The sequence below is a fragment of the Enterobacter sp. UPMP701 genome (assembly GCF_053709515.1).
The window spans coordinates 1,058,998-1,072,506 of sequence record NZ_JBSKJN010000001.1; the positions used below are offsets into that span (position 1 = coordinate 1,058,998).

At 51.6% G+C, this 13,509-nt stretch carries 13 protein-coding genes; 7 read left to right on the forward strand and 6 right to left on the reverse strand.

The genetic code is table 11. The features are described from left to right. Positions 1 to 187 precede the first annotated feature (187 nt). Entirely contained in the window at positions 188 to 2,785 is a 2,598-nt protein-coding gene (gene topA / locus ACWKXT_RS05175; protein ID WP_454531858.1) for a type I DNA topoisomerase, read from the reverse strand. A 399-nt stretch (positions 2,786 to 3,184) separates the two neighbouring features. On the opposite strand from topA, the gene ACWKXT_RS05180 reads away from it, so the two are divergent. After that, entirely contained in the window at positions 3,185 to 3,436 is a 252-nt protein-coding gene (locus ACWKXT_RS05180) for a YciN family protein (RefSeq protein ID WP_080329314.1), read from the forward strand. Between the two features lie 34 nt (positions 3,437 to 3,470). On the opposite strand, the gene sohB is transcribed toward ACWKXT_RS05180, so the two are convergent. Next, positions 3,471 to 4,517: a protease SohB gene (sohB, locus tag ACWKXT_RS05185; protein WP_454526633.1), complete on the reverse strand. Its 1,047-nt coding sequence runs from the start codon at positions 4,515 to 4,517 to the stop codon at positions 3,471 to 3,473. A 252-nt stretch (positions 4,518 to 4,769) separates the two neighbouring features. Between sohB and ACWKXT_RS05190 the strand changes: the two genes are divergently transcribed. Further along, positions 4,770 to 5,531: a YciK family oxidoreductase gene (locus ACWKXT_RS05190; protein ID WP_454526632.1), complete on the forward strand. Its 762-nt coding sequence runs from the start codon at positions 4,770 to 4,772 to the stop codon at positions 5,529 to 5,531. After that, positions 5,528 to 6,118: a cob(I)yrinic acid a,c-diamide adenosyltransferase gene (gene cobO / locus ACWKXT_RS05195; protein WP_454531859.1), complete on the forward strand. Its 591-nt coding sequence runs from the start codon at positions 5,528 to 5,530 to the stop codon at positions 6,116 to 6,118. Before ACWKXT_RS05190 ends, cobO begins: the two co-directional genes overlap by 4 nt. A 38-nt stretch (positions 6,119 to 6,156) precedes the next feature. Here cobO and rluB read toward each other — a convergent pair whose 3' ends face one another. Then, complete coding sequence (gene rluB, locus ACWKXT_RS05200) at positions 6,157 to 7,032, reverse strand: 23S rRNA pseudouridine(2605) synthase RluB (RefSeq protein ID WP_008502809.1); 876 nt, start codon at positions 7,030 to 7,032, stop codon at positions 6,157 to 6,159. A gap of 109 nt (positions 7,033 to 7,141) precedes the next feature. On the opposite strand from rluB, the gene ACWKXT_RS05205 reads away from it, so the two are divergent. From ACWKXT_RS05205 to ACWKXT_RS05220, 4 genes are all read left to right on the forward strand, one after another. After that, positions 7,142 to 7,918: a hypothetical protein gene (locus ACWKXT_RS05205; RefSeq protein ID WP_454531860.1), complete on the forward strand. Its 777-nt coding sequence runs from the start codon at positions 7,142 to 7,144 to the stop codon at positions 7,916 to 7,918. Between the two features lie 224 nt (positions 7,919 to 8,142). After that, on the forward strand, positions 8,143 to 8,661 hold the full coding sequence (locus tag ACWKXT_RS05210; RefSeq protein ID WP_454531861.1) for a hypothetical protein: 519 nt from the start codon (positions 8,143 to 8,145) through the stop codon (positions 8,659 to 8,661). A gap of 10 nt (positions 8,662 to 8,671) precedes the next feature. Then, entirely contained in the window at positions 8,672 to 9,814 is a 1,143-nt protein-coding gene (locus tag ACWKXT_RS05215) for a PAAR domain-containing protein (protein ID WP_454531862.1), read from the forward strand. After that, positions 9,804 to 10,067: a hypothetical protein gene (locus tag ACWKXT_RS05220; protein WP_454531863.1), complete on the forward strand. Its 264-nt coding sequence runs from the start codon at positions 9,804 to 9,806 to the stop codon at positions 10,065 to 10,067. Before ACWKXT_RS05215 ends, ACWKXT_RS05220 begins: the two co-directional genes overlap by 11 nt. 50 nt (positions 10,068 to 10,117) lie before the next feature. Here the strand turns inward: ACWKXT_RS05220 and ACWKXT_RS05225 are convergent, their stop codons facing one another. The 3 genes from ACWKXT_RS05225 to rnm form a co-directional block, all read right to left on the reverse strand. Then, complete coding sequence (locus ACWKXT_RS05225; protein WP_454531864.1) at positions 10,118 to 11,629, reverse strand: tyrosine-type recombinase/integrase; 1,512 nt, start codon at positions 11,627 to 11,629, stop codon at positions 10,118 to 10,120. Between the two features lie 290 nt (positions 11,630 to 11,919). Continuing rightward, positions 11,920 to 12,540 carry an L-threonylcarbamoyladenylate synthase gene (locus ACWKXT_RS05230; RefSeq protein WP_003856793.1) on the reverse strand — a complete coding sequence of 207 codons (621 nt, stop codon included), beginning with the start codon at positions 12,538 to 12,540 and terminating at the stop codon, positions 11,920 to 11,922. Next, positions 12,537 to 13,418, reverse strand: coding sequence for an RNase RNM (gene rnm / locus ACWKXT_RS05235; RefSeq protein WP_454527346.1), 882 nt, complete (start codon positions 13,416 to 13,418; stop codon positions 12,537 to 12,539). The genes ACWKXT_RS05230 and rnm overlap by 4 nt, the downstream gene beginning before the upstream one ends. Between the last annotated feature and the right edge of the window lie 91 nt (positions 13,419 to 13,509).

A 13,509-nucleotide genomic window follows, 5' to 3' on the forward strand; every position in this document is an offset into this window, starting at 1 on the left:
GCCAGACCATCCGATTTAGCGCACGCGGTCAATCGCTTAAGACGATTTGATAATAAGAAAAGGGTTAACTATAACCACTATATCATTTATAGCCTGGCTGTATAGTACGGAACAAAAAATAATAATAAGGTAATAAAAAAGGGCCGGATATCCGGCCCTTTCACAGGTAAGTTACGGTAAGGGAAGATTATTTCTTGCCTTCAACCCATTTACCGTCAATAAAGAAGGCTGACCATCCGGTCGCTTTGCCCTCTTTCTCTGCCGCAACGTATTGCTGCTTCGTTTTACGGCTAAAACGCACTACCGTCTTATTACCTTCTGGATCCTGCTGTGGCGCATCGGCCAGATAACGCAGTTTTTCAGGCAGACGATCGCGGAAGCGATGCAGTTCTTCCACCAGCGGAGCGCGCGTTTCACGCGATTTCGGGAAGGTGTTGGCGGCCAGGAAGACACCTGCTGCGCCATCACGCAGCACGAAGTACGCGTCGGATTTTTCACACGGCAATTCTGGCAACGGAACCGGATCTTCCTTCGGCGGAGCTACTTCACCGTTACGCAGAATTTTGCGCGTGTTTTTGCACTCGTCGTTGGTGCAGGCCATGTACTTACCGAAACGCCCCATTTTCAGGTGCATTTCAGAGCCACACTTCTCGCACTCCACAATCGGGCCGTCATAGCCTTTAATGCGGAACTCACCCTCTTCGATCTCATACCCGTCACACGTTGGGTTGTTACCACAGACGTGCAGCTTACGTTTAGGATCGATCAGATAGCTGTCCATCGCCGTGCCGCATTTTTTGCAGCGGCGTTTCGCGCGCAGGGCGTTAGTTTCCGCATCATCACCTTCCAGCACGTTAAGAACTTCGTTCTCCGGCACCAGGTTGATGGTTGTTTTGCAGCGCTCTTTTGGTGGCAGCGCGTAGCCTGAACAGCCAAGGAACACGCCCGTGGTTGCGGTACGAATACCCATCTTACGGCCACAGGTCGGGCAGTCGATGCTGGTCAGAACCATCTGGTTAGGCAGCATGCCTCCCTCTTCAGGATCTTTCTCGGCTTTCTCAAGCTGGTCGGTAAAGTCGCTGAAGAAGCTGTCGAGAACCTTCTTCCACTCTGCTTTGTGGCTGGCAACCTCGTCGAGGCTGTCTTCCATCTGCGCGGTGAAGTCGTAGTTCATCAACTCGCGGAAGTTGGCTTCCAGACGGTCGGTGACGATTTCACCCATTTTTTCCGCATAGAAACGACGGTTCTCAACACGCACGTAGCCGCGGTCCTGAATCGTCGAGATGATGGACGCGTAGGTCGACGGACGGCCAATACCGCGTTTTTCCAGCTCTTTCACCAGGGACGCTTCACTGAAGCGCGCAGGCGGCTTGGTGAAGTGCTGTGCCGGAACCAGATCGACAAGCGACAACTCGTCACCTTTGTTCACCGCCGGCAGCGTTCTGTCTTCATCGCCTTTACGCAGCGCAGGCATCACTTTCGTCCAGCCGTCGAAGCGCAGAATACGACCGCGCGCCTTCAGGCGGAAATCACCCGCGCCGACGGTCAGCGTTGTGGAATCATATTTCGCTGGCGTCATCTGACAAGCAACGAACTGACGCCAGATGAGCTGATACAGCTTCTGGGCGTCGGCTTCCATATCCTTCAGCGACTCGGCCAATACAGAGACATCAGAAGGACGAATCGCTTCGTGCGCTTCCTGAGAATTCTCTTTGCTGGCGAACTGGTTCGCTGTTTCCGGCAGATACTTTTTACCGAAATTGTCGCTGATGTATCCGCGCACCATATTCACAGCGTCCTGGCTCAGGTTGGTGGAGTCAGTACGCATATAGGTGATGTAACCCGCTTCATACAAGCGCTGCGCCATCATCATGGTTTTCTTCACGCCATACCCCAGACGGGTGCTCGCCGCCTGTTGCAGAGTGGAGGTGATGAACGGCGCGCCAGGCTTGCTGCTGGTCGGTTTATCTTCACGATCCAGCACCTGATAGCGCGCTTTTTCCAGCAGCGCCACGGCGGCCATGGTCTGGTCGCGGTTTTCAGGGCGGAAAGGCTTGTCGTTGTGGTGACTTACCTGTAGCGGCAGCGCATCGCCACCAGGCGTGGTGACATTGGCGTCGACTTCCCAGAACTCTTCCGGCACGAAGGCTTTAATTTCGCGCTCACGCTCAACGACAAGACGCACGGCTACAGACTGCACGCGTCCTGCAGACAGTCCACGTGCAACCTTTTTCCACAGCAGTGGAGAAACCATGTAGCCCACAACGCGGTCCATAAAGCGACGCGCCTGCTGGGCGTTGACACGGTCGATATTCAGTTCGCCCGGCTTTTCAAATGCCTGACGAATCGCATTCTTCGTAATTTCGTTAAACACTACGCGACTGTAGCGTTTGTCATCACCCCCGATCACTTCCCGCAGGTGCCAGGCAATGGCTTCCCCTTCGCGGTCAAGGTCGGTTGCGAGATAGATGTGGTCTGCTTTTTCAGCAAGCTGCTTGAGCTCGTTAACGACTTTTTCTTTCCCGGGCAGCACTTCATATTGTGCATCCCAGTTGTGCCATGGGTTCACACCCATGCGGTTGACAAGCGCGCTACGTTCATCCTTTTTAGGCTTTTTAGCCCCTTTGGTGGAGGTAGAGTCTGCGCTCTTTTTGCTGGCTGAGCCACTGGTCGGCAAATCGCGGATGTGACCCACGCTGGACTTAACCACGTAGTCATTACCCAGATACTTATTGATCGTTTTGGCTTTTGCCGGGGACTCAACGATGACGAGAGCTTTACCCATATTCACCTTTACCTAATTTAATTCTTCCAGGAATTCGCCGCACGTTGATTTCCCTTCCGCTGACGACGTGTCACTGATATTGCGACTGCGTCAGGGGATATCAACCCCTATGTCTTACCGAACGTCAGAATGGCGACATCCAGGTCATTGAGTTATCGGGCATTTTTCTCATATCACAGTTCATTCGTGACGAATTCCCAGTCGAATGTCAAGCAATTCTGTTGCCAGAATGACGAAAGCGCACACTGTACCTGATAAAATTCGTTACGCAACTTTATTAGCATGCAAAAGCAAATCACGCCAACCTGCCCCCTGTACCTTATCCCCTCACATTACAGGGAAAATTTGCCCCCAAAGCGCCTGCGGCGTAGACTATTGTCACTGTTTAAGGAGTGGATTATGCAGAATACGACCCAACCCATTGACCGAGCCTCTCTGCTTATCGAAGCGAACAAGCTCATTCGTGACCATGAAGATACGCTGGCGGGCATTGAAGCCACCGGCGTTGAACAGCGTAATGGCGTGCTGGTGTTCAGCGGCGAATACTTCCTTGACGAGCAGGGGTTACCTACCCCGAAAAGCACCGCCGTGTTTAACATGTTTAAATACCTGGCGCATGCGCTTTCAGAGAAATATCACCTGGTCGATTAATGCAAAACGCGAGGCTTGCGCCTCGCGTTTTTGTTTACAGCAACGGTTTTTGTCCACGCTGTAGCCAGCGAAGCAGCAGGCGGTCCGCGCTTTCTGCCGCACTGTTGGTAAAGCGGTCCATCAGTCGCTTACGCTGAGTAAAGCGTACGCCTACCAGCTCCCGGCCTTCCATCAGGTTGAGCAGCAGATCGTCGCTGGTACCGACTTCATCCACCAGCCCTTTTTCCTGCGCCTGGATGCCGTACCAGTGCTCACCCGTTGCCACCTGCTCAATATCCAGCGTTGGGCGCATGCGATGTACGAAGTCTTTAAACAGATGATGAGTTTCATTCAGATCTTCACGGAATTTTTGGCGCCCTTCTTCCGTGTTTTCCCCCAGCAGCGTCAGCGTGCGTTTGTACTGACCCGCCGTGTGAAGTTCGATATCAATCTCTTTATTTTTCAGGAAGCGGTTAAAGTTGGGGATCTGTGCAACCACGCCAATTGAACCAATGATGGAGAACGGCGCCGCAACGATTTTGTCCGCTACGCAGGCCATCATATAGCCGCCGCTCGCTGCGACTTTGTCTACCGCCACGGTAAGTGGGATCTGCTTCTCGCGCAGACGCTGCAGCTGTGAGGCCGCCAGCCCGTAACCATGCACCACCCCGCCCGGGCTTTCAAGACGCACCACCACCTGATCCTGCGGTGTTGCCACGGCCAGAACGGCGGTCACCTCTTCGCGCAGCGAGGCGACTTCATGTGCATCCATGCTGCCTTTAAAATCGAGCACATAGACGCGGGGTTTTGCCTCCCCCTGCGGCGTCGCGAGCTTTGCCTTCGCCTTCGCGGCTTTGGCTTCCTGCTTGTGTTTTTTCTTCTGGGCTTTCAGCCACAGCTTCTGCTGATGGCTATCGAGCAGCGAGAGGGACATCTCTTCCTGCATCTCTTTATACTGCTCGCTCAGGCGGGTAATGCGTAACTCCCCACGCTGACGCTTGCGCTGCGTCAGGTTGACAATCAGAACGGCAACCACGGCAATGGCAATCACCACCGTCGCGATTTTGGCCAAAAACAACCCATATTGAGAAAGTAATTCCACGCGTTCCACCTTGATTTAACCACGAATCTTTCACGGCAGTGTACAACAGCCCCTGCCTTTGCGTCTCGCTCGTGACATTACCTCTGCGAGCCGCCTTCAGGAATCCCCACGCTGCGGTTTAAATATTTGCAAATTGTTAATTTTACAGCAATGCGTCCTGTAGACTGATTGAATTCTCATGCTAATTCGGGCATAAAGCCGAAAAGTCATTATGAAGGCGTCATTGAGACAGCGTGCGCCTGAGGAGTCACCGTGCATTATCAACCGCAAAAAAACCTGCTGCAGAACCGGAACATTCTTGTCACCGGTGCCAGCGATGGCATTGGTCGCGAAGCGGCCCTGACGTATGCTGAATATGGCGCGAGCGTTATTCTGATTGGGCGCAACGAAGAAAAGCTAAAAAGTGTTGCTCAGGAGATCGAAGCCGCAGGCGGTGCGCCGGTCCGCTGGTACACGCTCGATTTGCTGACCTGTACGCCAGCGGAGTGCCAGGCGCTTGCCCAACGCATCAATACTCACTACCCGCGTCTGGACGGCGTGCTGCACAACGCCGGTTTGCTTGGTGAAGTACGCCCGATGGATGAACAGGATCCTGATATCTGGCAGCAGGTGATGCAGGTCAACGTCAACGGCACATTTTTCCTCACACAGGCATTGCTTCCTTTATTACTCAAATCCGAATCAGGTTCTCTGGTCTTCACCTCTTCCAGCGTGGGTCGTGAGGGACGCGCAAACTGGGGGGCTTATGCCGTCTCAAAATTTGCAACAGAAGGCATGATGCAGGTGCTGGCAGAGGAGTATCAGAGCCGTCATCTTCGCGTAAACTGCATTAACCCGGGCGGCACACGCACCAAAATGCGCGCCAGTGCGTTCCCGACGGAAGATCCGCAGAAGCTGAAAACCCCGGCAGATATCATGCCACTCTACCTCTGGCTGATGGGCGACGACAGCCGTCGCAAGACCGGGATGACCTTTGATGCCCAGCCGGGCCGTAAACCGGGAATTTCGCAATGAGTGAAGAACGCCATCAGCAACGCCAGCAGCGTCTGAAAGAACAGGTCGATGCGCGCGTCGCAGCAGCTCAGGACGAGCGAGGGATCGTCATCGTGTTTACCGGAAACGGTAAAGGGAAAACCACTGCCGCATTTGGTACCGCCACCCGCGCGGTCGGCCACGGGCAAAAAGTCGGCGTTATCCAGTTTATTAAAGGCGAGTGGCCCAACGGCGAGCGAAACTTACTTGAGCCTCACGGCGTTGAGTTTCAGGTGATGGCAACCGGGTTTACGTGGGATACCCAGAACCGTGAAACCGATACCGCAGCCTGCCTGGCCGTCTGGGAGCATGCTAAGCGAATGCTGGCCGATCCTTCGCTGAATATGGTTCTGCTGGATGAGATTACTTACATGATCGCCTACGACTATCTGCCGCTTGACACCGTGCTGGACGCTCTGAAGAACCGCCCTGCGCATCAGACGGTAATTATCACGGGGCGCGGGTGTCATCGGGATATTCTGGAGCTGGCAGATACCGTCAGCGAGCTGCGTCCGGTGAAACATGCGTTTGATGCAGGTATCAAAGCGCAAATTGGTATTGATTACTAAAGAAAAAAGCCCGGTATATTCACCGGGCTTTTTTAAAATTAACCGTTGTTATTCCGGCTGCCAGAGCGGCGATTGCTGCTGACCTGGCTGTGACGCTTCACCGCACGGCGAATCTGGTTCGCCTTCATGCGACGACGATCTTTTTCCACCGCCACTTTAGAGGTGGTTTCCGGCGTCAGGCCAACCAGCTCGCGCAGGTAGTTGGTCTGGGTAAGATCCAGTTCGGTATAACCACCGCGTGGCAGACCTTTTGGCAGCAGAATGTCGCCGTAGCGAACGCGGATCAGGCGGCTAACCTGCACACCAACCGCTTCCCACAGACGACGCACCTCGCGGTTACGACCTTCGGTCAGGGTCACGTTGTACCACTGGTTAATCCCTTCACCACCGGTAAATTTGATGGTTTTGAACGCCGCAGGACCGTCTTCCAGTTGAACGCCACGCGACAGGTCGCGCAGTTTATTTTCATCAACCTGGCCGAAGACGCGAACGGCGTATTCACGCTCAACTTCACGGCTTGGGTGCATCAGGCGGTTTGCCAGCTCACCATCGGTGGTAAACAACAGCAGGCCGCAGGTGTTCACGTCCAGACGACCGACCGCAATCCAGCGAGCGCCACGCAGTTTAGGCAGACGGTCAAACACCGTCGGACGACCTTCCGGGTCGTTGCGGGTACACAGCTCACCTTCCGGCTTATAGTAAGCCAGCACGCGGCAGATCTGTTCAGCGGACTCTTTCACGGAGATAAGATGACCGTCGATGCGGATCTTGAGCCCCGGTACGATTTCTACGCGGTCACCCAGCGTGGCGATTTTACCGTCCACACTCACGCGACCCGCTTCAATAATGGCTTCGATTTCACGGCGTGAACCGTGGCCGGCACGCGCCAGCACTTTCTGTAACTTCTCGCTCATTGAGCTTCCTCAGGTGTCGCCTTCACAGGCGTCTGGTGTACTTTCTAAAACAACGAGTTAGCATCAACAACTTAACTCGCTGATCAGTAACTCTTTCATGGTACACAGCATGGCAAACAATATATCACACAGGCTGTTACACACAATGATTCGTGGGCGCACATACTACACGAATTTTAGATTAAATGATTCAACAAGTTTTGTGCGTCTGACTCTCGGTACTGACAGCCAAAAGCAAGCCGAAGTGATCATGAATCAGATCCGTCCATACATCCCGCTCGTTCAGAATGGAACAATGGGTATCGAGGAGTTTAAAAGGAAGATTCAAGGCTACCGCACCGCCACTAAACAGGACTTTGACAGCTATCTGTTACGCGCTCTCGAAAGAGATGTTGCCGAAGTGGAGCGGCTCCCAGAGTTAGGACAATGGCATAAAAACATCAATCCTGATTCACCTCTTTCACCATCCGATATGGTAGAAGCTGCTCAAGGCTATGCAGATGCACATTTTAAGCGGATGGTGGACGGCAGCGAACAAACGGCGAACGAAGTGCTTGCCAGCCTCTACATGCAGAAACTTGAACTTTCAAAGGATGACTTACCCCTTGCGAATCAAGTAGGTGCTGCACTTGATATGAGCCGCGCGACCGTCGCGCAAGCCTATGAAGCATTCTATTCGAAAGATTTGCTGCGATATCGCCCACTTATTGCAACACTGCAAAATCAGTTAGAAGAGCAGAAACTGAAATCTTCACCGCAAAGTAGTGTTGAAACAAACCAGGCTTTTTCAACGGAAGTTAAAGAAACCGCAAGCCAGGTAATCAAACTTTCCGAAGCATGGACGCAGTATGTTGAAGAAAAAGGTCAACAATGGCGTTATTGGTGATAAACCGATTGATCGGGTTTCTGGGTGATGCTCACCGCTTTATCAAGGATTCCAACCGCTGCCGCCGTACCTGCCAAAATGCCTGCCATAACATCCCCCACAACTTTACCGGATAACCTTCTGTTTCGAAACGAAGTTTGACTTAGATCTAATACTTGTTGCGCATGTAGTTATTGTTTGTAAAATGACCGCAGTGATTATTTCCATAACAAGTAGAGGGACTTATGAAACAGTACAATAACGATCTTACCCCTGAAATTCTGGCATCTTTTGACAAACCAACGTTCAGTGATGACCAAGTTGCTGGAATGAGCCAAGAATGGCAGGAACTCATTACTAAACAGCAAACCGAACTCAAACAGCATCCAGTGATCGACATCTACCGCATCGCGGTTGAAGGAAGTCTGACTCGTGACGGTGGCACACTCAAAACCGCAACATCCACTTCGGAAGTAGAGATCAGCACAGGTCAAAAACTCCGGGTCGCTCAAACTCGGGATACAGTCGTTTATCCCGATGGTACTGAGGCGACAATAATCAGTGGTGCAGGAGAGGCTGCACATAATAACGCAGGCCGTAGCGTTGCTCTTGTCGGCAGTCGTCTCAGCAATGGAGATGAAATAACAAGTACCCCTCAGGGAACAGGAATACTGGTTCTACGTCGTGACATTCCAGCAGCAAAGGGATTTCTTGTTGATAACTTTGAAGTAGACAAAACGTTGGCAGCAGAAACTGCTCACTGAGGGATCATTGATGGTAACGCAAAGAACACTTGCAAAGCTGGGTAATAAAACGAGGTACGGGCACATCGTTTCTGCCTCATCAACTATTTTTGATGAAGACCACAATCCATTGGTGAGGGCTGGTGATAAAGCATGGTGTGATGTTTGCAAAGGTGCTTTTGAAATCAATGCAACCTATACAGGACTCCTCGAAGCGGTTTTCATCGCGGGTGATGGAGATCTGGTTTTATGTCACTGCAAAGATAACTTTGTGATCGCCATGTCCGGCTTCACTGGGGAACGTCATCCGGGAATCATGAGCGCTAAATCAGCAGTCGCTGCTGTACCTTTGGTGCAACAAGCCCAGCAGGAACCAGAACAACACGCCCAAGTAGCGAAGAAGCAAAACAGCTTTGCTGACACCTGCAAGCCAGAAGATAACCAGCTATTGAACGGCGTTTACATCTGGACTGAAACAACAAGTGCAGGCCATGCTTTCGTTTCGGTGCATGAGAATAACAACATCTATCTGTACACCTATGGACGCTATGGACGCACAGATAGAAGCACGCTAACCGGAGATGGGATTTTAGATTTCTTCCAAGATGAAGATGCACGGAAGTATTACCGTTACGAACTTTATGAAATGGGTGCGCGTGCATTTCGGATTGATGATGCCGCTCCTGAATTAATCCGTAAGTACTTCGAAAAATTATGGAATAACGGTGTATCACCGATTCAAACACCAAAGATGCAGGATGGTACAATACGAAGAGGCCGCACGATTGATAAGTATGACGTAACAGGCAATAACTGTACCACTCATTCTGTTGAAGGAATTAAGTTTGCTGGTTCAAAATTATTTGAACATGGTTACACCTCTACGACTACACAGCTACCAATCAACATAGAAGAAGATTTCACTATCCCGGTATCACTGCAAAGTTACCTTGAATCAAAGAGTGCAGATTATTCCTCAATGCTCGTTGTCGAGATGACAAGCACGTTCAAGCAGCAGTATCCAAACATTGAGAACAAAAGCCCTCAACCGATGGGAGGAAATGCAAAAATCCAACAAGTAGCGGCTGATTCTGCTGCCGTTGCTGGCTCAACATCTCCATACTCAGGCGGTACAGTAGGCGGCTCATTGGGAAGTACATACGATGATGAATAAAAAGTTCTGGCTCAGGTGGGTGAGTATCGCGCTGATCTGCATAGCTTATTACGTTATCGTGCTGTATTTCGATCTTGTCTTCGCCCTTAACTTTTCAGAGACAATGAGCCAAGGTGGGGAGCTTACGCCTTCTCAATGCACCTGGTTTGTTAAGGAACTATCGCAAGATCACTCTGATTCAGCGTTGGCCTCTATTGTTGGTTTCGCTGTCTGCGTGCCTCTGATCCTACTCACCTTCAAGAAGGTGAGATGACCGCCAAAGGCTGGACTCCACCAGCCTTATTTCCCGTTGGTGAGGTAGTTTTACCAACTTATGCAATCAACCACCGGAAGTAAGTCTCTCAACGGCGGCCTATGTGTGTACCTTGCTGTGATACCTAACGATTGAGTCCGGGAGTGCCCGACGCAGAACTGCACCATTACGGGCAATACTTTTGTCATTGCCTCTGAAATGAAAGTGTGGCGAAGGGCATGGATCACTCTCTTCTGTCCAAACTCATTAAACTTTTGTATGTTGCAATCAGCCATAATGCTGTTCCACTCAAGCCCGATCTGTTCATACGTCGGCAAATCACCGAACACAGGATCGGAAGATTTGAGCGATTTAATACGCGCTAAAAGTAACTTTTCTAAGACTGCGTTTAGTGGTATCTGCCTTACAGCCTGATCCGTCTTCCCGCCATCAATGAATATATACCAGCGTCCTGTTTCCTCATCTTTCCGAAGGTGTTCTTTGCGGATAGAAGCGATTTCGCCCCGGCGTGCTCCGGTATAAATCAGAGTCAAGAAATAATCACGCCGCCAATCAGCGCAAGTGTTCAGATGCTCCACAAGGCGCTGCATCTCAGGTTTAGAGTAAGAGCCGCCCTTGTTTTCCGTTACCTCGTATTTGATACCTTCTGTCGGGGCTTTCTCTAAAATGTCCTTTTCATCTTTCAGGAAGTCTTTGAAGAATGAGGAGTAAATCTTGAGATGCTTTTTAACGTTGGCGCTGCTCATCAAATCCTCTTCCGGCACATCAAAATCAATGCACTCTATAAGCGTCATTTCGCAGTAAGGCTTTCTATTTCGACGAGGAAGATTTTCAATAACGGTAATAGTTTGCCGTATGTTCTGCTTCGTGATCGCTCCGACAGGAAGATCACCGATAACATGCATCAGCACATCATAGAAACGCTGGTTTTCGTTGGCTACAGCCGCCGCCCAGCCCTTTCCTTTCTCACTGGTAAACATTTTCCATGCAACAGAGAGCAGAGGCGTATCATGGCTTTGAGACTCAACCGTAGGCACTAAAACCTGTTTAGCTGCTGGCTTCTTCAGCCGCTCGGCTTCTGTTAACCTGGATTGCATCTCATCGACCAAAGTGCGATATCGAACAAGATCACCAGAATAGAAAGCATCGTAGGCTTGCTGGAGCATAGCCTGATGTAAATCAATCTGCCCCGCCACCTCGTAAACCTGTTCTACATCACTTTGGTCAAAGGAAACCTTCTTCTTAAACAAAGTAGCGAGTAGCATTCGTGCTGTTGAATCATCGCCGCTGTACACCCTGTTCAGATGAACATCCGCGCGGCCTTTCGCCTCAGTCACACTGGCAATCGGAGAGATCGCAGCATCAGAATCAATCTGGCGCTGGAGCCGTCCAAGTTCAGGCATTCGTTTAGCTTCATCAACGCCCATACGCAACCAATCCAACAGATAAGTATCGAAATCGCGCTGAGTGGCCTCCCTGAAACCGTCAATGTGCATTTTGAAGTCTTCGACGGACAGCGAACCATTTTGAACAAGGGGGATGTATGCACTAAGACGTGACATTGTAACTTCGACAGCTTGTAATGAATCTGTGCCGAGGCTACGACGGAAAAATGTTCCGTCGGGAAGTCGAAAGTTGATGTAGTAGACGTTACCGCGCTTCGTCGTGAATCGAGGAGGTCTGTTGTAAACTCTGTTCCTCATTGCGTTGACCCTTTTGTTTTACATATCATAAGGTTAATGTCAACGCTTTGATTTAACATGGAGATTAAGCACCTTCACAGGCGTCGAATCAGGTCAAAAGCAGAGCCGGGCCCTGCTTTGATGGCCGCGTAGTATATCTGCTTACACCTTTACAAGAAAGGCTTAACATCACCCACGCCTTCACGAATCACTTCAGGCGCGTCTTCGGTCAGATCCACCACGGTAGTCGGCTGCTGGCCGAGATAACCGCCGTGAATAATGAGCTCCACCACCTTCTCCAGACGATCCTTAATCTCTTCAGGATCGGACTCGGTAAACTCGCTTCCCGGCAGCATCAGTGAGGTAGAGAGCATCGGTTCGCCGAGGGTTTCCAGCAGCGCCTGGGCAATCGGGTTCGACGGTACGCGCATGCCGATGGTTTTACGCTTTTCCTGCAACAGGCGGCGCGGCACCTCTTTCGTCCCTTTCAGGATGAAGGTGTAGTTGCCGGGCGTGTTGTTCTTAATCAGGCGAAACGCCACGTTATCCACATACGCATAGGTCGACAGCTCAGAGAGATCGCGGCACATCAGGGTAAAGTTATGGCCGTCCGGCAGCTGACGGATGCGACAGATGCGCTCCATCGCGCCTTTATCTTCGATTTTACAGCCCAGCGCGTAGCCAGAATCGGTCGGGTAGACAATCACGCCGCCTTTGCGGACGATCTCCACGGCCTGGTTAATCAGACGTGGCTGCGGGTTATCCGGATGGATATAGAAAAACTGACTCATACTTCCCTCTCTTCAATTTGCTGCGGCTGTTCCCAGAGCTGCCAGACCGGCTCAACGCCAGCGGGTAGCCAGAGCTTGCGCCCCAGTTCGATCCACGCGCAGGGCTGATGGAAATCAGAGCCCTGCGATCCAAGCAGGCCGAACTGGCGGGCATACGTCGCGAGCTGCGCACGCTCGTTGGGCGCCTGCTGACACTGGGCGACTTCCATCGCCTCGCCTCCGCATTCGGCAAAGTGCGCCAGCAGCCTTTTCAGCCATTTAGCAGAAAGATTATACCGCCCCGGATGGGCCAGCACGGCCTTACCGCCAGAATGATGAATCACATCAATAGCTTGTTTTATTGTACACCACTGTGGCGGAACGTATCCGGTTTTCCCGCGCGCCAGATACTTTTTAAACACATCCGCCATGGTCGTCGCTTTGCCTGCTTCAACCAGAAAACGGGCGAAATGACCGCGCGTTACCGCCCCGCCGTTCGCCAGCTTTTGCGCCCCTTCCAGCGCGCCCGGAATATGCGCCTTCTCCAGGCGTTCGCCGATCATCTCCGCGCGCTGGTTGCGGCGCGTTTTTTGTTCTTGCAAAAAGGCAAGAAGTGCCGGATGTTCTATATCAATGTTAAGGCCAACGATATGAATCTCATGGTTTTCCCAGACGGTCGAAATCTCGACGCCGGACACCAGATTCAACGCCAGCCCGCTGCGGGCAATCTCGGCGCGCGCTGCCGGAATGGCATTGGTGGTATCGTGATCGGTTATCGCCAGCGTGCCGACTCGCATTTCAACGGCGCGATGAACCAGGGCTTCGGGTGTCAGCAGGCCATCAGAAGCCTGAGTATGGCTGTGTAAATCATAAATAATCGCGTAGGTGGTATCGCTCAAAGCACTTCCCATACAGGTTGGAGACATCCGAAACCCCTATGATACCGACTTAACGTGAAATTCTGAAATCAAGGGTTGACAACTCGCCATC